The 16,058-nt window shown below is 67.6% G+C and carries 14 protein-coding genes; 8 read left to right on the forward strand and 6 right to left on the reverse strand.

Translation table 11 applies throughout. The features are described 5' to 3' along the window. Positions 1 to 68: 68 nt before the first annotated feature. The 5 genes from CKCBHOJB_RS09680 (at position 69) to CKCBHOJB_RS09700 (ending at position 5,415) form a co-directional block, all read left to right on the forward strand. A complete protein-coding gene (locus CKCBHOJB_RS09680) occupies positions 69 to 1,538 on the forward strand; it encodes a permease (protein ID WP_281048472.1) in 1,470 nt (489 codons plus the stop codon). A 2-nt stretch (positions 1,539 to 1,540) separates the two neighbouring features. Beyond that, positions 1,541 to 1,780, forward strand: coding sequence for a thioredoxin family protein (locus CKCBHOJB_RS09685; protein ID WP_281048473.1), 240 nt, complete (start codon positions 1,541 to 1,543; stop codon positions 1,778 to 1,780). Between the two features lie 164 nt (positions 1,781 to 1,944). Further along, positions 1,945 to 4,140: an OsmC domain/YcaO domain-containing protein gene (locus tag CKCBHOJB_RS09690; protein WP_281048474.1), complete on the forward strand. Its 2,196-nt coding sequence runs from the start codon at positions 1,945 to 1,947 to the stop codon at positions 4,138 to 4,140. Positions 4,141 to 4,142: 2 nt separating this feature from the next. After that, positions 4,143 to 4,730, forward strand: coding sequence for a DNA-3-methyladenine glycosylase I (locus CKCBHOJB_RS09695; RefSeq protein ID WP_281048475.1), 588 nt, complete (start codon positions 4,143 to 4,145; stop codon positions 4,728 to 4,730). A gap of 55 nt (positions 4,731 to 4,785) precedes the next feature. Beyond that, complete coding sequence (locus tag CKCBHOJB_RS09700; protein WP_281048476.1) at positions 4,786 to 5,415, forward strand: LysE family translocator; 630 nt, start codon at positions 4,786 to 4,788, stop codon at positions 5,413 to 5,415. A gap of 39 nt (positions 5,416 to 5,454) precedes the next feature. Here the strand turns inward: CKCBHOJB_RS09700 and CKCBHOJB_RS09705 are convergent, their stop codons facing one another. From CKCBHOJB_RS09705 to mfd, 3 genes are all read right to left on the reverse strand, one after another. Further along, a complete protein-coding gene (locus CKCBHOJB_RS09705; RefSeq protein ID WP_281048477.1) occupies positions 5,455 to 6,792 on the reverse strand; it encodes a M48 family metalloprotease in 1,338 nt (445 codons plus the stop codon). Positions 6,793 to 6,859: 67 nt separating this feature from the next. Next, a complete protein-coding gene (corA, locus tag CKCBHOJB_RS09710; protein ID WP_281048478.1) occupies positions 6,860 to 7,825 on the reverse strand; it encodes a magnesium/cobalt transporter CorA in 966 nt (321 codons plus the stop codon). A gap of 16 nt (positions 7,826 to 7,841) precedes the next feature. Then, complete coding sequence (gene mfd / locus CKCBHOJB_RS09715) at positions 7,842 to 11,291, reverse strand: transcription-repair coupling factor (protein ID WP_281048479.1); 3,450 nt, start codon at positions 11,289 to 11,291, stop codon at positions 7,842 to 7,844. A gap of 205 nt (positions 11,292 to 11,496) precedes the next feature. Here mfd and CKCBHOJB_RS09720 point away from each other — a divergent pair, with 205 nt between their 5' ends. Next, on the forward strand, positions 11,497 to 12,189 hold the full coding sequence (locus CKCBHOJB_RS09720; RefSeq protein ID WP_281048480.1) for a nitroreductase: 693 nt from the start codon (positions 11,497 to 11,499) through the stop codon (positions 12,187 to 12,189). A 23-nt stretch (positions 12,190 to 12,212) separates the two neighbouring features. Here CKCBHOJB_RS09720 and amrS read toward each other — a convergent pair whose 3' ends face one another. The 3 genes from amrS to amrB are packed head-to-tail and all read right to left on the reverse strand — an operon-like array spanning position 12,213 to position 14,729. Then, the gene (gene amrS, locus CKCBHOJB_RS09725) at positions 12,213 to 13,355 is read right to left on the reverse strand and encodes an AmmeMemoRadiSam system radical SAM enzyme (protein ID WP_281048481.1); all 1,143 of its coding nucleotides are present in this window, start codon (positions 13,353 to 13,355) and stop codon (positions 12,213 to 12,215) included. Then, positions 13,352 to 13,918: an AmmeMemoRadiSam system protein A gene (gene amrA, locus CKCBHOJB_RS09730; protein WP_281048482.1), complete on the reverse strand. Its 567-nt coding sequence runs from the start codon at positions 13,916 to 13,918 to the stop codon at positions 13,352 to 13,354. The genes amrS and amrA overlap by 4 nt, the downstream gene beginning before the upstream one ends. Beyond that, positions 13,905 to 14,729, reverse strand: a complete 825-nt coding sequence (amrB, locus tag CKCBHOJB_RS09735) for an AmmeMemoRadiSam system protein B (protein WP_281048483.1) — start codon at positions 14,727 to 14,729, stop codon at positions 13,905 to 13,907. The genes amrA and amrB overlap by 14 nt, the downstream gene beginning before the upstream one ends. 105 nt (positions 14,730 to 14,834) lie before the next feature. Here amrB and ispD point away from each other — a divergent pair, with 105 nt between their 5' ends. Both ispD and ispF read left to right on the forward strand, forming a co-directional pair. Further along, positions 14,835 to 15,545 carry a 2-C-methyl-D-erythritol 4-phosphate cytidylyltransferase gene (gene ispD, locus CKCBHOJB_RS09740; protein WP_281048484.1) on the forward strand — a complete coding sequence of 237 codons (711 nt, stop codon included), beginning with the start codon at positions 14,835 to 14,837 and terminating at the stop codon, positions 15,543 to 15,545. Next, entirely contained in the window at positions 15,542 to 16,030 is a 489-nt protein-coding gene (gene ispF, locus CKCBHOJB_RS09745; protein ID WP_281048485.1) for a 2-C-methyl-D-erythritol 2,4-cyclodiphosphate synthase, read from the forward strand. Before ispD ends, ispF begins: the two co-directional genes overlap by 4 nt. Positions 16,031 to 16,058 lie beyond the last annotated feature (28 nt).

Genomic DNA, 16,058 nt, shown 5'->3' on the forward strand with positions numbered 1-16,058 from the left:
TCTCCACTAGCTTTGGTCAGGTTCAGGCTTGGCAGCAGGATTTCTCCTTTCTCGCCGGAGTTCGCATCATGGACACCCTGCTTTCTGCGGTTCTCCCGGTCTTCCACGGCGGGCTGGGCAATCTGGCCGCCTATCTCGCGGCCCACGTGCTGCTGTGCCTGCTGCCGGCCTTCTTCATCGCCGGCGCGATGTCGGCGCTGATCCCCAAGGAGACCGTCACCCGCTTTCTCGGTCGCAACTCCAGCAAGGCGGTGTCGTACCCCGCTGCCGCTGCCGCCGGGTCCTTGCTGGCGGTGTGCTCGTGCACCATCGTTCCGCTCTTCGCCGGGATCTACAAGAAGGGCGCCGGCCTCGGACCTGCGATCACCTTCCTGTTCTTCGCGCCGGCGGCCAACATCCTGGCACTGGTCTACACCGGCGGCATCATCGGTCCCGATCTCGCGGTCGCGCGCTTTCTGCTCTCGCTGACCTTCGGGATCGGCATCGGCCTGATCATGGCGCTGATCTTCCGCAGCGACGATGCCGCGCACGACCGCGCAACGGACACGGCCTTCGGTGCGCAGGGTGCCGGGATGGGGCGCATGGCGCTGGTGTTCCTGTTCGTGTGGGTGGCGCTCTTGCTCGCGGGGACGCTGAAGCTCGACGTGCTGACCGGGACCTACCTCAATTTCGAGCTGCCGCTCGGTGACGCGCAAGGCTGGCAGGCCGCGCTCGACCGCCTGGTGCCCTACGACGCCGCCAGGGGCGAGGAGGGCGTGTCGGTGCAGGGCGTGGTGCTGATCGGGCTGCTCGGCGCGATCGGCTTTGCCGCCTGGCGTGGGCTGGAGAACATCGCCGACGGCGCCAACGCATGGACCTGGATCAGCCTGGCGCTGATCGCGGCGACCCTGCTGGTGGCTGCGCTGTCGGTGCAGCCGGTAGAAGGCGGGCTGCGCGTCGGCCTGACCGGCAAGTTCTTCGGCGTGGCCGTCGCACTCTCCGTGCTGCACTTCATCGTGCGCCACCATCTGAACGAGGAGGAACTGCGCGACTGGCTGTGGGAGTCGTGGCGATTCGTGAAGCAGATCTTTCCGCTGCTGGTGGTGGGCGTGTTCGTGGTCGGCATGATCCGGGTGCTGATTCACCCGGAATGGATCGAGATGCTGGCCGGCACCAACTCGCTCACCGGCAACCTGGCGGGCGTGGTGTTCGGCGTGTTCATGTACTTCCCGACCCTGGTCGAGGTGCCGATCGCCAAGATGTTCCTCGAGCTCGGCATGCACCGCGGCCCGCTGCTCGCCTACCTGATGTCCGACCCCGAGCTGTCGCTGCAGAGCATCCTGATCATCTCGGCGATCATCGGCCGCAGGAAGACCTTCACCTACGTCGGCCTGGTCGCGCTGTTCAGTGCAGCCGCGGGTCTCATCTACGGTGCCTGGATCGACGGCGCCTCGCTGTTCGCGCTCGCGCTCTACCTGGCGGGCTTCATCGCCGTGCTCGCGGTGCTGCTGGCGGTCGCCAGCCGCCGTGCGACTGCCTCTTCACTCAAAGGAGTCTGATCATGCTCAGCATCAAGGTTCTCGGTCCCGGCTGCGCCAACTGCCGCAAGCTGGAAGAAATCGTGCACGAGGCGCTCGCCGCCACCGGCGTGGAGGCGGAAGTCACCAAGATCACGGACATGGGCCAGATCGTCGCCTACGACGTCCTGAAGACGCCGGGCCTGGTGATCAACGAGAAGCTCGTTTCTTCGGGACGGATTCCGACGGCGGCGACGATCGCGGAGTGGATTCGCGCGGCCTGACGTGTCGCCGGACCGAGCCCGACGGCAATGAGGTCTGGGGAGCTGAAGCCTGCAATGGGGTCGAGGGGCCGCAGCGACATCAGTCGGAGCCGCGCGGTTCTGCGACCGGGAAAACGACGATAATGGCGCCCAATTCATTTTCAGCGCCACGTCTGCATTCCCTCATGGAAATCAAGGTCAATTTTCTCGACAAGCTTCGTCTCGAAGCCAAGTTCGACGACTTCACGGTCATCGCCGATCAGCCCATCCGCTACAAGGGCGACGGCTCGGCGCCGGGGCCGTTCGATTACTTCCTGGCTTCGTCGGCCTTGTGCGCGGCCTACTTCGTGAAGCTGTACTGCGAAACGCGCGACATTCCCACCGACAACATCCGGCTGTCGCAGAACAACATCGTCGATCCGGAGAACCGCTACAAGCAGATCTTCAAGATTCAGATCGAGCTACCGGAGGATATCTCCGCCAAGGACCGCCAGGGCATCCTGCGCTCCGTCGAGCGGTGCACGGTCAAGAAGGTCGTGCAGACGGGGCCCGAGTTCGTGATCGAGGAAGTGGAGAACCTGGACGCCGATGCCCAGGCCTTGCTGACGCTGAATCCGGATCCGGACGCCCACACCTACATCCTCGGCAAGGATCTGCCGCTGGAACAGACGATCGCCAACATGTCGAAGGTGCTGGCGGACCTTGGCATCAAGATCGAGATCGCGTCGTGGCGAAATCTCGTTCCCAACGTGTGGTCGCTGCATATCCGCGATGCGCATTCGCCGATGTGCTTCACCAATGGCAAGGGCGCGAGCAAGGAAAGCGCCCTGGCGTCGGCATTGGGCGAATACATCGAGCGTCTGAACTTCAACCATTTCTACAACGACCAGTTCTGGGGCGAGGACATCGCCAACGCGCCCTTCGTGCATTACCCGAACGAGCGCTGGTTCAAGCCCGGCCCGGGAGATGCGCTGCCGGCCGGAATTCTCGACGAGTACTGCCTGGAGATCTACGACCCCGATGGCGAGTTGCGCGGCTCGCACTTGTACGACACCAACTCCGGCAATATCGAACGTGGCATCTGCGCGCTGCCCTATGTGCGCCAGTCCGACGGCGAGGTGGTGTATTTCCCCACCAACCTCACCGACAACCTGTTCCTCAGCAACGGCATGAGTGCCGGCAATACGCTGGCGGAAACACAGGTGCAATGCCTTTCGGAGATCTTCGAGCGCGCGGTGAAGCGCGAAATCATCGAAGGTGAAATCGCGCTGCCAGACGTGCCGCAGGAAGTGCTGGCGAAGTATCCGGGCATCGTGGCCGGCATCGAAGGGCTGGAAAGTCAGGGTTTCCCGGTACTGGTGAAGGATGCGTCGCTGGGCGGGGTGTATCCGGTGATGTGTGTCACCCTGATGAACCCGCGCACGGGCGGCGTGTTCGCCTCCTTCGGCGCCCACCCCAGCATGGAGGTGGCGCTGGAGCGCAGCCTGACCGAATTGCTGCAGGGGCGCAGCTTCGAGGGCCTGAACGACCTGCCGCCGCCCACCTTCGAGACGGCGGTCGTCACCGACCCGCACAACTACGTCGAGCACTTCATCGATTCCAGCGGCGTGGTGTCGTGGCGCTTCTTCAGCGCCAGGGCCGATCACGATTTCGTCGAGTGGGATTTCTCCGGTCACGGCGAGAATTCCAACGCCGACGAGGCCGCGACCCTGTTCGGCATCCTCGCGGACATGGGCAAGGAGGTGTACATGGCGGTGCATGACCAGCTCGGCGCAATCGCCTGCCGCATCCTGGTCCCGGGCTATTCCGAGGTCTATCCGGTGGAGGACCTGATCTGGGACAACACCAACAAGGCGCTCGGCTTCCGCGAAGACATCCTGAACCTGCACCGCCTCGACGACGAGGGCCTGGAAGCGCTGCTCGAACGCCTGGAAGAGAGCGAGCTCGACGATTACACGGACATCATCACCCTGATCGGCATCGAGTTCGACGAGAATACGGTGTGGGGGCAGCTGACGATTCTGGAGTTGAAGCTGCTGATCAACCTCGCTCTGCAGCAGTTCGAAGAGGCGAAGGAGCGCGTCGAAGCCTTCCTCCAGTACAACGAGAACACGGTCGATCGCGTGCTGTTCTATCAGGCCCTGAACGTGGTGCTTGAGGTGGTGCTGGACGAGGAACTCGAACTGGACGACTACGAGGCCAATCTCCGCCGCATGTTCGGCAACGAGCGGATGGACGCGGTGCTGGGGTCGGTGGATGGCAGCGTGCGCTTCCACGGGCTGACGCCGACCAGCATCAAGCTGGAAGGGCTCGACCGGCACCAGCGCCTGATCGACAGCTACAGGAAGCTGCACCGGGCGCGGGCGAGCGTGGCGGCCTGACGATGCCCCAGCGCTGCGCCTGGTGCGGCGACGATCCGCTGTACGTCGCCTATCACGACACCGAGTGGGGCGTGCCCCACCATGACGACCGCCACCTGTTCGAGATGCTGGTGCTGGAAGGGGCGCAGGCGGGGCTGAGCTGGATCACCATCCTGAGGAAGCGCGAGAACTACCGGCGGGCCTTCGACGGCTTCGACGCCGAGCGTGTCGCGCGCTACACGGACGAGGACGTGGCGCGCCTGCTCGCCGACCCGGGCATCGTTCGCAACCGGCTGAAGATCGAGGCGGCGATCGCCAATGCGCGCGCGACGCTTCAGGTGCGCGAGCGCTTCGGGTCGCTCGATGCCTTGATCTGGCGCTTCGTGGATGGAGCGCCGCGCGACGGCGCACGCGCGACGCTGGCCGATGTGCCGGCCGAGACGGCCGAGTCGCAGGCGATGAGTCGCGAGCTGAAGCGCCTCGGCTTTCGCTTCGTCGGGCCGACGGTGTGCTACGCCTTCATGGAGGCGGTGGGCATGGTGAATGACCATGTCGCGGACTGCTTCCGCCATCGCGAGATTCGCGACGCGCAGGGGGCGGCGCAGCCTTGAGCCTGCGGCCGGGGCTATACTCCGCGCCGGCGCTTCACACCCGACCCCGAACATCATGACCGTCGCGCAGAGTCTCCTAGCCTTCACCCTGGCGGCCATCGTGCTCGCGGCCACGCCCGGTATCGACACCGCGCTCGTGCTGCGCATGTCGATTCCGGCAGGTGCCCGGCGCGGCCTGAGCGCGGCCTTCGGCATCGCGGCCGGGTGCCTGCTGTGGGGTGCGGTGGTGGCGACCGGGCTGGGGGCGCTGCTGGCGGCCTCCGGCACGCTCTTTACCGCGGTGAAGTTTCTCGGCGCGGCCTATCTGGTGTGGCAGGGCGTGCTGCTGTTGCGCAGCCGTGGAGAACGCGCCGATGCGCCCGTGGGCGCGGCGCACGGCGAGACCGCCGGTTCGGCCTTCGCCAAGGGCTTCCTGACCAATGCGCTCAACCCCAAGGTCGGCATCTTCTACCTGACCCTGCTGCCGCAGTTCGTGCCGGCCGGAGTCGAGGTCGCGAGCTTCAGCTTCCTGCTCGCCTCGATCCACGTGGCGATGTCGCTGCTGTGGTTCGTGCTGCTGATCGCGCTCACCCGGCGCTCGGTGCACTTCCTGCAGAAGCCATCGGTGGTCGCCGTGCTCGACCGGCTCACCGGCGTGGTGTTCCTGGGCTTCGGCCTGAAGCTGGCGGTTTCGCAGCCGGCGTAAGGGCTTGCCGGCTGCGCCGGCGATTACGCGCGGCGCACGCTATTTCACCACGCCCCAGGCCTTGAGCCGGTTGTAGGAATACTGCGCGGCGTTGCCCTGCTGGCTCTGGCGCAGATAGGCCGCGTAGTGCTGGGCGGCGGCGCGACGATCACCCATGCCTTCGAGCGAGACGCCCTTGAGGAAGGTGATGCCGGCGTCGCCCGGCAGCAGGCGGTCGAAGCGGTCGAGGTGCTGGAAGGCGCGGCCGGCGTCACGCTGCTGCAGGGCGAGCACGCCGGCGAGCTTGTAGGCCTGCGCTTCCTGCGGGTAGATCTCGCGCGCGCTGTCGGCGTAGGAGACGGCACGCGCGGTCTGGCCCTGGGCCTGCAGGCACTGCGCCATGCGCAGGTTGCTGGCGTAGTCGCGGGGAGTTTTCGCCAGCGCGGTCTGGAATTCGGCCTGGGCCTTGGCGTATTGCTTGGCCGCCATCGCGGTCTCGCCGTTCTTGCAGGCCTCGATGGTGGGGCGGATGCGGCGCAGGCTGGCGGTACTGTCCATGAAGCGCTCGCGGCGCGCATCGAGGCTGTTGCTGATGCGGTAGCGCGAATCGGCGGCGGCCTGGGCGGCCTGCATGCGCTCGCTGCTCATCGGGTGAGTGGAGAACATGGTCTGCAGCAGCGAGGGCGCGGTCTTTTCCTCGGCGACCAGCAGCTGGTGCAGGCGCACCATGCCGGTGGCCGGGTAGCCGGCCTTGACGAGGTATTCCTGGCCGAGGGCGTCGGCTTCGCGCTCGTGCTCGCGCGAGTAGCTCGCGAGCAGCGCGCTGGCGCCGATCTGCCCGCCGATGTTCATCAGCCCGCCCCAGTCGGCGTTCTGCGCCGCCACGTTGAGGCCGGCGAGCGCCGCCTGTGCGATCAGGTTCTGGCCCTGGCGCTGGGCGGCGTGGCGGGCGTTGACGTGGCCGAGCTCGTGGCCGAGCAGGGCGGCGAGCTGGGCCTCGTCGTCGAGGTCGGCGAGGATGCCGCGGGTGACGCCCATCGCCCCGCCGGGGAAGGTGTAGGCGTTGACGTAGTTGGCGTTGAGCACCCGGTACGAGTAGGGCATCTGCGGGCGATGGGTGAGTGCGCCCATGCGCTGGCCCACCCCGGCGACGTAGCGGTTCACCGCCTCGTCCTGGATGGCGCCGAGGTCCTGCGAGAACTGGTGCGGCGCGACCTGGGCGTCGGCCTGTTTCTCCTGGGCCTCGCTCATGCCGACCAGGATGGTTTCGCCGGTGACGGGCGAGGTCGCGCAGCCGGAGAGGCCCGCCGCCGCCCCGGCCCCGATCAGCCACATCGCCTGGCGGCGGGTAATGCGATTACGTTCGAGGCTGCGTGCCAGATCGTCGAAGAAGTTCATGGGCTTGTCCGCTCTACGGGCGTAAGCCGGATTGTAGGCGAGTGTCGCGGGTGAGTCGCCTTGCGGCTCAAAGCCACCTGGCTTTGCGGAAACGCCACCACAGGAAGGCACTGGCGCCGACGATGACGCCGAGGCCGACGAAATAGCCGTACTCCCATTCCAGCTCGGGCATATGGCTGAAGTTCATGCCCCAGATGCCGGCGAAGGCGGTGGCGACCGCGAAGATGCCGGCCCAGGCCGCCAGGCGCTTGCTGACTTCGGTCTGGTCGATGGTGACCAGCGAGATGTTGACCTGGATCGCCGTGCCGATGGTTTCGCGGATGCTGTCGAGCGAGGCGTTGATGCGCGTCAGGTGGTCATACACGTCGCGGAAATAGTGCCGGCTCTTGGCGCAGACCTCGGGCACACGCCCGCTGTGCAGCTTGCCGGCGGCTTCCATCAGTGGCAGGACGGCGTGCTTGAGCACGGTGACCTTGCGCTTGAGGCGGTACAGGCGGCGGATATTGGTGTTGCCCGCGCCCTTGGTGAAAATGCGCTCCTCGAGCGCCTCGACCTCGTTCTCCAGCTTTTCGATAAGCGGGAAGTAGCGGTCGACCACCGCGTCCATCAGCGCGTAGAGCACGTAGCCGGCGCCCTTGGCGAGCATCTTCGGCTCGCGCTCGCAACGCGCACGCACGCCGAGGAAATCGCGCGCGCTGTTGTTGCGCACCGACAGGATGTAGTTGGCGCCGACGAAGACATGCACCTCGCCGACCTCGAGCTTGCCCTCGCGCTCCTCGATCAGGTGCATGACCACGAAGAGCTCGTCGTCGTATTCCTCGACCTTGGGGCGCTGGTGACCGTGGTTGGCGTCCTCGACGGCGAGCTCGTGCAGGCCGAACTCCTCCTTCATCACCGCCAGCTCTTCCGCTGTCGCGTCCTTGAGCGCGACCCAGACGAAGGTGTCGGGCTGCTGCAGGTAGTCGCTGATGTCCTCGACCGGGATGTCGGCGAGCTTGCGGCCGTGCTGGTAGGCGGTACAGTTGATGAGCATGGTCGGCGTCCGTTGCTTATGCCTTCACCGCGTCGAGCAGGTCCCTCACCGCCTTCACCCGCTCCTTGAGGTTGGGCAGGCTGGCGCGGCGCACCAGCTTCTCGGGGCCGGCCATCTTGGTGCTGCGGTCCTTCTGGATCAGGAAGATCACCTTGACCGGGTCGATCGGCGCGTCCTTGGCGAACTGCACGCTGATCTGCGCGTCGGAGGCATCCAGCTTGTTCACCCCGTAGTCCTTGACCAGCATGCGCAGGCGGTGGGTCTCGATCAGCGCGGCGGTCTGCGCAGGCAGTTCGCCGAAGCGGTCGATCAGTTCTTCCTGCAGGGCGCGCAGATCGTCCTCGGTGTCGCAGTTGGCCAAGCGCTTGTACAGGGTCAGGCGCTCCTGCACGTCGGGGCAGTAGTCGGTGGGCAGCAGGGCCGGGGTGTGCAGGTTGATCTCGGACACGACCTCCAGCGGCTGCGACAGGTCGGGCTCCTTGCCGGCCTGCAGGTCCTTGACCGCGCGCTTCAACATCTCGGTGTACAGGCTGAAGCCGACCTGTTGGATCTCGCCCGACTGGTTCTCGCCCAGCACCTCGCCGGCGCCACGGATCTCGAGGTCGTGCATCGCCAGGTAGAAGCCGGAGCCGAGGTCTTCCATCATCGCAATCGCTTCCAGCCTTTTTTGCGCCTGCGCGGTGGGCTTGGCACCGGGCATGGTGAGCAGGTAGGCGTAGGCCTGGTGGTGGCTGCGCCCGACGCGGCCGCGCAACTGGTGCAGCTGTGCGAGGCCGAAGCGGTCGGCGCGGTTGATGATGATGGTGTTGGCGGTGGGGATGTTGATGCCGGTCTCGATGATCGTGGTGCACAGCAGCAGGTTGGCGCGCTGCTGGGTGAAGTCGCGCATCACGCGCTCGAGCTCGCGCTCCGGCAGCTGGCCGTGGCCGACGACGATGCGCGCCTCGGGCAGCAGCTCCTCGAGGTCGTTACGCATGTTGTCGATGGTGTCGACCTCGTTGTGCAGGAAGTACACCTGGCCGCCGCGCTTGAACTCGCGCAGCACCGCCTCGCGGATCACGCCGCGGCTGGAGGGCTGCACGAAGGTCTTGATCGACAGGCGCTTCTGCGGCGGCGTGGCGATCACCGAAAACTCGCGCAGGCCCTCCATCGCCAGGCCCAGCGTGCGCGGGATCGGGGTGGCGGTGAGCGTCAGGATGTCGACCTCGGAGCGCAACTGCTTCAAGGCCTCCTTCTGGCGTACGCCGAAGCGATGCTCCTCGTCGATGATCACCAGGCCGAGGCGCTTGAACACCACGTCCTTCTGCAGCAGACGATGGGTGCCGATGATGATGTCGACCTTGCCTTCGGAGAGTTGCTGCAGGGCCTCGGCCTGCTCCTTGGCGGACTTGAAGCGCGACAGCTCGGCGATCCTGATCGGCCAGTCGGTGAAGCGGTCGGCGAAGGTCTGGTAGTGCTGCTCGGCGAGCAGCGTGGTCGGGCACAGCACCACCACCTGCTTGCCGTCGGCCACCGCGATGAAGGCGGCGCGCAGCGCGACCTCGGTCTTGCCGAAGCCGACGTCGCCGCACACCAGGCGGTCCATCGGGCGACCGGACTTCATGTCGGTCACCACCGCGTCGATGGCCGCTTGCTGGTCGGGCGTGGTCTCGAAGCCGAAGCCTTCCGCGAAGGCTTCGAGGTCGTGCTGCTTGAAGTCGAAGCGATGGCCCGGTCGCGCGGCACGCTGGGCGTAGAGCGCGAGCAACTCGGCGGCGGTGTCGCGCACCTGCATCGCGGCCTTCTTCTTGGCCTTTTCCCACTGGCCGGAGCCGAGGCGGTGCAGGTCGACCGCTTCCGGGTCGGCGCCGGCATAGCGGGTGATGACGTGCAGCTGCGACACCGGCACGTAGAGCTTGTCGCCGCCGTTGTATTCCAGGTGCAGGAACTCGGTGTCGCCCTCGCCGAGATTCATGTGGATGAGGCCGAGGTAGCGACCGATGCCGTGCGAGACGTGCACCACCGGGTCGCCGATCTTGAGTTCCGACAGGTCGCGCAGCCAGCCCTCCATGGTGGCGGCCTTGCGCGCGTCGCGGCGGGCGCGGCTGCGGGCGGTGGCGGCGTAGAGCTCGGTCTCGGTGAGCACCGCCAGCTTCGCCGCGGGCAGCACGAAGCCGCGCGCGAGCGGCGCGACGCCGAGCGCGAGCCGCGCGTCCGAATCCAGGAAGGCGCCGAAATCGGCGCTGACCTCGGGCTTGACGCCGTATTCGGCGAAGAACTCGGCCATGGTCTCGCGCCGGCCGGGCGAATCCGACAGCAGGAGCACGCGACCATCGAAGCCGTCGAGGAAGGCCTTGAGCTTGTGCAGCGGGTCGCTGGCCTTGCGCTCGACTGCGACCTCGGGCGGGGGCAGGGCAAGGGCATCGGCGGTCTCACCGGTGGCTTCGGTGCCGATCGCCAGCCGCGGGAGGTTCTTCAGCGCGACGAAGAAGGCCTCGTCGGTCAGGAAGAGCTGCTCGGGCGCCAGAACCGGCCGGGTGCGATCGCCCTTGAGCAGGTCGTGGCGCGAGCGGGTGTCCTTCCAGAACTCCGCGATCGCCGCCGGCACGTCGCGGTGCAGCAGCACCGGCGTCTCGGCGGGCAGGTAGTCGAGCAGCGTGGCGGTGTCGTCGAAGAACAGCGGCAGGTAGTACTCGATGCCGGCCGGGGCGATGCCGTTGGAGACGTCCTTATAGATCGAGGCCCGTGTCGGGTCGCCCTCGAAGGTCTCGCGGAAGCGGCTGCGAAAGCGCGTGCGCCCCTTGTCGTCGAGCGGGAACTCGCGCGCCGGCAGCAGGCGGATCTCCTTGGTCGGATACACCGTGCGCTGGGTGTCGGGGTCGAAGGTCTTGATGCTCTCGACCTCGTCGTCGAAGAGGTCGATGCGGAAGGGCAGCGGCGAACCCATCGGGAACAGGTCGACCAGCCCGCCGCGCACCGAAAATTCGCCCGGGCTCACCACCTGCGTCACGTGGGCGTAGCCGGCGAGCGCCATCTGCGCCTTGAACTGCTCGACGTCGAGCTTCTCGCCCTGCTTGAGGAAGAAGGTGTAGGCGGCGAGGTAGGCGGGTGGCGCCATGCGGTAGAGCGCGGTCGAGGCCGGCACCAGCACCAGGTCGGTCTCGCCGCGGGAGATCGCATAGAGCGTGGACAGTCGCTCCGAGATCAGGTCCTGGTGGGGGGAGAAGTTGTCGTAGGGCAGGGTCTCCCAGTCGGGCAGCAGGTGCGCGCGCAGGCCGGGCGCGACCCAGGCGATTTCTTCCTGCAGGCGCTGGGCGTCGAGCGGGTTGGCGGTGATCACCACCAGCATGCGGCCGCGGGCGGCGAGCTGGGCGATGGCGAGCGCGTCGGCGGAGCCGGCGAGGGCATCGAGGTCGAGGCGGGCACCGGGCTTGGGCGGCTTCTGGGTGGCGAGCCGGGCGAGTAGCGAATCGAGCGAAGTGGGCATGGGGCGGGAGGAAAGCGCGGCCGGACACAGGAGACAAGCGCGCCTGTCCGGCGTTCGAAGGTCTCGATTATAGGAGAGCGGCTGGCCGCTCATGCGGGCTTGTTTCGTCTCGCGGCGTTGACGTTAACGTCACATCGACCGACCATTCGACGCCCCCACATCGGTCGGCTGCCGCTGCAGCCGGCCCAGACAGAAAGGTTCGAACATGACGACGTCCCGCCAGTCCACAGTCGATGAGGTCATCACCAGCCGCTACTCCTGCCGCGCGTTCCTGCCGCAGCCGGTGGCGCGGGAAACGGTCGCCGAGATCCTCTCCGTGGCGGCCCGTGCGCCCTCGGGCACCAACATCCAGCCGTGGAAGGCGTGGGCGCTGAGCGGGGAAACCAAGGCCCGGGTCAGCGAACGCCTGCTCGCGGCCTTCGACGATCCGGAGGAGGCGGCGACGCACTCGGATCCCTACCAGTACTACCCGAAGCAGTGGGTCTCGCCCTACATCGACCGCCGGCGCAAGGTGGGCATGCAGCTCTACGGCCTGCTGGGCATCCAGAAGGGCGACGCGAAGCGCATGCACGAGCAGTTCGCGCGCAACTACCGCTTCTTCGATGCGCCGGTGGGGCTGATCTTCACCGTGGATCGCGTGATGGAGCAGGGCTCCTGGCTCGATTACGGCATGTTCCTGCAGAACGTGATGCTGGCGGCAAAGGCGCGCGGCCTCGACACCTGCCCGCAGGTCGCGCTGATCCAGTTCCATCGCATCATCCGCCAGGAGCTCGGCATTCCGGACAGCGAGACGCTGATCTGCGGCATGTCACTCGGCTACGCCGACCCGGACGCACCGGAAAACGGCCTGCGGACCGAGCGCGAGCCGCTCGAGGCGTGGGTCCGCTTCCGCGACTGATCTGAAACGGCGCGCGCAGCGCTTCAGGGCTGCGGCCGGTCTCCGCCCGCCTGGCGATGGATGGCGACCGGAATGCGGCGCGCGCCGAAGGCGTCGTCGACCGCGGCGCCCACCGCGCCGAACCGACCCGCCAGGTGCGCGCCGCAGTTCGGGCAGGCGCCGTCGGCGTTCAGCCGGTAGCGGCGGATCTCGTACCAGTCGCGCACGATCAGGGTTTCGCCGCAGCGCGCGCAGTGCGTGGTGTCGCCTTCGGTGTCATGGACGTTGCCGGTATAGACATGGTGCAGGCCGGCATCGAGCGCGATCCGGCGTGCGCGGCTCAGCGTCGCGGGCGGCGTCGGCGGGACGTCGGCCATCTTGAAGTCGGGATGGAAGGCGCTGAAGTGCAGCGGCACGTCCGCCCCCAGCTCCTTGCGCACCCAGGCGGACAGCGCGGCGATCTCGGCGTCCGAGTCGTTGTGTCCGGGGATGAGCAGGGTGGTGAGCTCCACCCAGACCTCGGTCTCGTGCTGCAGCCAGACCAGGGTGTCGAGCACCGGCTGCAGGTGGGCGCCGCACAGCTTGACGTAGAAGTCGTCGGTGAAGCCCTTGAGGTCGACGTTGGCCGCGTCCATGCGAGAGAAGAAGTCAGTGCGCGCGCATTCGGAGATGTAGCCGGCGGTCACCGCCACGGTCTTCAGGCCGCGTTCGCGGCACAGGTCGGCGACGTCCATCGCGTACTCGGCGAAGATCACCGGGTCGTTGTAGGTGAAGGCGACGCTGTGGCAGCCCCAGTGCAACGCGGTGTCGACGATCTCCTGCGGCGAGGCCTGGTCCATCAGCGTGTCGAGGTCGCGCGATTTGGAGATGTCCCAGTTCTGGCAGAACTTGCACGCCAGGTTGCAGCCCGCGGTGCCGAAGGAGAAAACCTTGCTGCCGGGGTAGAAGTGGTTGAGCGGCTTCTTCTCGACCGGGTCGATGCAGAAGCCCGAGCTGCGCCCGTAGGTGGTCAGCAGCATGTCGTCGCCTTCGCGCATGCGCACGAAGCAGGCGCCGCGCTGGCCAGGGTGCAGCTTGCACAGGCGCGGGCACAGGTCGCACTGGTAGCGGCCATCGTCGAGGCGGTGCCAGTAGCGCGCGGGATGGCGGCTGCCGATGTCGGCGATGGGCGCAGCGATGGATGTCATGACGCCTCCGCCTCGGTCTCCTTCCATTTCCGCACGTGGTAACGCGCGGCCATCAGCCCGGCCACCTCGCGGTTGGTCGGCAGGCCGGCCTTGTGCTTGAGCGCGGCGAGGAACTGCTGCGGTTCGGGCAGCTGCTCCCACACCTGGGGCAGGAAGGTCGCGCTGCGGCAGCCGGAGAAGATGATCAGGCCGTCGTCGCCGGGGCGCAGCTGGGCGAGCAGCGCCTGCTCGCCGGAGAAATCGAGGAACTCGGGCTCGGACAGCAGCGAAACCTCGACCGTCACCGCGTCGAACTCGGCCGCGGACAGCGGCGGAAAGCGCGGATCTTCCATCGCCGCGGCGACCGCGTTGTGGATCACGTCCTCCCCAAGTGCGCGCGAGCGTCGCAGGCTGCCGATGCAGCCGCGCAGTTCGCCGTCCATGGTCAACGTGACGAAGGTGGCGCCCTTCTCGCGCAGGCGCGGGTCGTCGGGGATCGTCGGTGCGGGACCGCGACCGAGGCGGTGGGCGATCGCCCGGCGGGCGAGGCCGAGCAGGATGGGGCCGAGCTCAGTGTCGGGCATGGTTGGAGGGTTCCGCTTCACAGAAGGCGATGCTGGTGTAGCCGACGACCCGCGAGCGATCGCCCGCGGTATCGCCGGAATTGCGCAGGTCGAGCAGGTGCGGCCGCAGGTGGTGGTCGCGGGCGGCGATCAGCAGGCCGTTGATCGGCGTCGCGCCGCAGGCCTGCTCGTGATCCAGCCCGGGGCGCAGCTCGAGGACCTGCTCCACGGTCGCGCGGTCGGACCATTGCGCCTCGCGATAGCTCAGGTAGTGGGACAGGTCCGAGCTGATCAGGATCAGCGTCTCCGGGCCGCCCCACAGCTGCTCGATCAGGCTTGCGACCGCCTGTGCCGGGGCGTCGCCGACCAGCACCGGGACGATCTCGAAGCGCTCCAGGGTCATCTGCAGGAAGGGAAGCTGTACCTCGAGGCAGTGCTCGAGGGCGTGCGGACGGTCGTCCACCATGACGTCGTCACGCGCCTGCAGGGCCATCCAGTCGGCGCGCGACAGCGGCACCTCGCCGAGCGGAGTTGCGAACACCTGCGCCGCGGGCAGGGCGAAGCCGCGGATCGCCACGCGGTGGGTCGGGCCCAGCATCACCACCCTGCGGACGATGTGGCGCATCGGTGCGAGCAGCGAATACGCACTCGCGGCCACCGGGCCGGAATACATGTACCCGGCGTGCGGCACGACGATCGCCTTGGGCGTCGGCGCGTCTTCGAGCGCGACCGCGGTGCTCAGCATCTCGGCGAGCTGCGTGCGCAGCACGCGGTCGTCGCCGGGGTAGAACTGCCCGGCCACGGCCGGAGGACGAATGGAAGCCAGCGCCATCGGTTTGCCTCGAAACGGAGCCTGTCGGGGAACGAATTCATTATAGGCCTTCGCCGCCGGCGTGCAGGCGGCGCACACCGGCCGTGCCCGGATAGAATGCCGCCCATGCACAACTTCCAGCCCCGACATTTCGCCATCGTGCCCGCGGCCGGAAGCGGCTCGCGCATGGGCGCGGCACGACCCAAGCAGTACCTGCCGCTGCTCGGGCGGCCGCTGATCCACCATGCGCTGGCGGTGCTGTGCGCGGCGCCGGAGATCGACCAGGTCTTCGTCGTGCTTTCGGTGGACGATGCCGAGTGGGCGCGGCACGACTGGTCGATGCTCGGCCCCAAGCTGCGGCCGCTGTTCTGCGGTGGCGCCACCCGGGCCGACAGCGTGCTCGGCGGCCTGCGCGCGATCGCCGGCGAGGTGGCGCAGACCGACTGGATCCTCGTCCATGACGCGGCGCGTCCGTGCCTGGCGCACTGGCACATCGAGGCGCTGGTGCGCGAGCTGGCGCACGACGAGGTCGGCGGTCTGCTCGCCGTCCCGGTCGCCGACACCCTCAAGCGCGCCGACGAGCGCCGCCATGTGCTCCAGACGGTGCCGCGCGACAGCCTGTGGCAGGCGCAGACGCCGCAGATGTTCCGCTACGTGATGCTGCGCCGCGCGCTCGAGCACGCCAAGGACGTCACCGACGAGGCGAGCGCGATCGAGGCTGCCGGCCTGCGTCCGCGCCTGGTGCAGGGCGACGCGACCAACCTCAAGGTCACCTATCCGCTCGACCTGCATCTGGCCGAGTGGATCCTCAAACATCGCCAGGGACACGACAGATGAGTTTTCCGTTCCGCATCGGCCAGGGCTTCGACGTGCACGCCCTGGTCCCCGGCCGTCCGCTGATCGTCGGTGGCGTCCGCATTCCCTTCGCGCACGGCCTGCTCGGCCATTCCGACGCCGACGTGCTGCTGCACGCGCTCACCGACGCACTGCTGGGCGCCGCCGGACTGGGCGACATCGGCCGCCTGTTCCCCGACACCGATCCCGCCCATGCCGGCGCCGACAGCCGCGTGCTGCTGCGCGAGGCCTTCGCCCGCGTGCGCGCGGCGGGCTGGCAGGTGGTCAACATCGATGCGACCGTGATCTGCAAGGCGCCTCGCGTGCTGCCCCATGCGCCGGCGATGGTGGCCAACATCGCCGCCGACCTGGCGATGGATCCTGCTGCGATCAACATCAAGGGCAAGACCACCGAGAAGCTCGGCTTCACCGGGCGCGGCGAGGGCATCGCCGCCCAGGTGGTGGCGATGCTCGCGCGCGCGGCGTGAACGCGCGTCCGCCCGCCGCGCTGCGATC

The organism is Thauera sp. GDN1, from assembly GCF_029223545.1.
In the GTDB taxonomy this organism is placed as follows: Bacteria; Pseudomonadota; Gammaproteobacteria; order Burkholderiales; family Rhodocyclaceae; genus Thauera.

Bases quoted from the DNA above. Each gene is read 5' to 3' on its own strand.
- CKCBHOJB_RS09680 (WP_281048472.1), top strand. From the start codon at position 69: ATGGACACCCTGCTTTCTGCGGTTCTCCCGGTCTTCCACGGCGGGCTG.
- CKCBHOJB_RS09685 (WP_281048473.1), top strand. From the start codon at position 1,541: ATGCTCAGCATCAAGGTTCTCGGTCCCGGCTGCGCCAACTGCCGCAAG.
- CKCBHOJB_RS09690 (WP_281048474.1), top strand. From the start codon at position 1,945: ATGGAAATCAAGGTCAATTTTCTCGACAAGCTTCGTCTCGAAGCCAAG.
- CKCBHOJB_RS09695 (WP_281048475.1), top strand. From the start codon at position 4,143: ATGCCCCAGCGCTGCGCCTGGTGCGGCGACGATCCGCTGTACGTCGCC.
- CKCBHOJB_RS09700 (WP_281048476.1), top strand. From the start codon at position 4,786: ATGACCGTCGCGCAGAGTCTCCTAGCCTTCACCCTGGCGGCCATCGTG.
- CKCBHOJB_RS09705 (WP_281048477.1), bottom strand. From the start codon at position 6,792: ATGAACTTCTTCGACGATCTGGCACGCAGCCTCGAACGTAATCGCATT.
- corA (WP_281048478.1), bottom strand. From the start codon at position 7,825: ATGCTCATCAACTGTACCGCCTACCAGCACGGCCGCAAGCTCGCCGAC.
- mfd (WP_281048479.1), bottom strand. From the start codon at position 11,291: ATGCCCACTTCGCTCGATTCGCTACTCGCCCGGCTCGCCACCCAGAAG.
- CKCBHOJB_RS09720 (WP_281048480.1), top strand. From the start codon at position 11,497: ATGACGACGTCCCGCCAGTCCACAGTCGATGAGGTCATCACCAGCCGC.
- amrS (WP_281048481.1), bottom strand. From the start codon at position 13,355: ATGACATCCATCGCTGCGCCCATCGCCGACATCGGCAGCCGCCATCCC.
- amrA (WP_281048482.1), bottom strand. From the start codon at position 13,918: ATGCCCGACACTGAGCTCGGCCCCATCCTGCTCGGCCTCGCCCGCCGG.
- amrB (WP_281048483.1), bottom strand. From the start codon at position 14,729: ATGGCGCTGGCTTCCATTCGTCCTCCGGCCGTGGCCGGGCAGTTCTAC.
- ispD (WP_281048484.1), top strand. From the start codon at position 14,835: ATGCACAACTTCCAGCCCCGACATTTCGCCATCGTGCCCGCGGCCGGA.
- ispF (WP_281048485.1), top strand. From the start codon at position 15,542: ATGAGTTTTCCGTTCCGCATCGGCCAGGGCTTCGACGTGCACGCCCTG.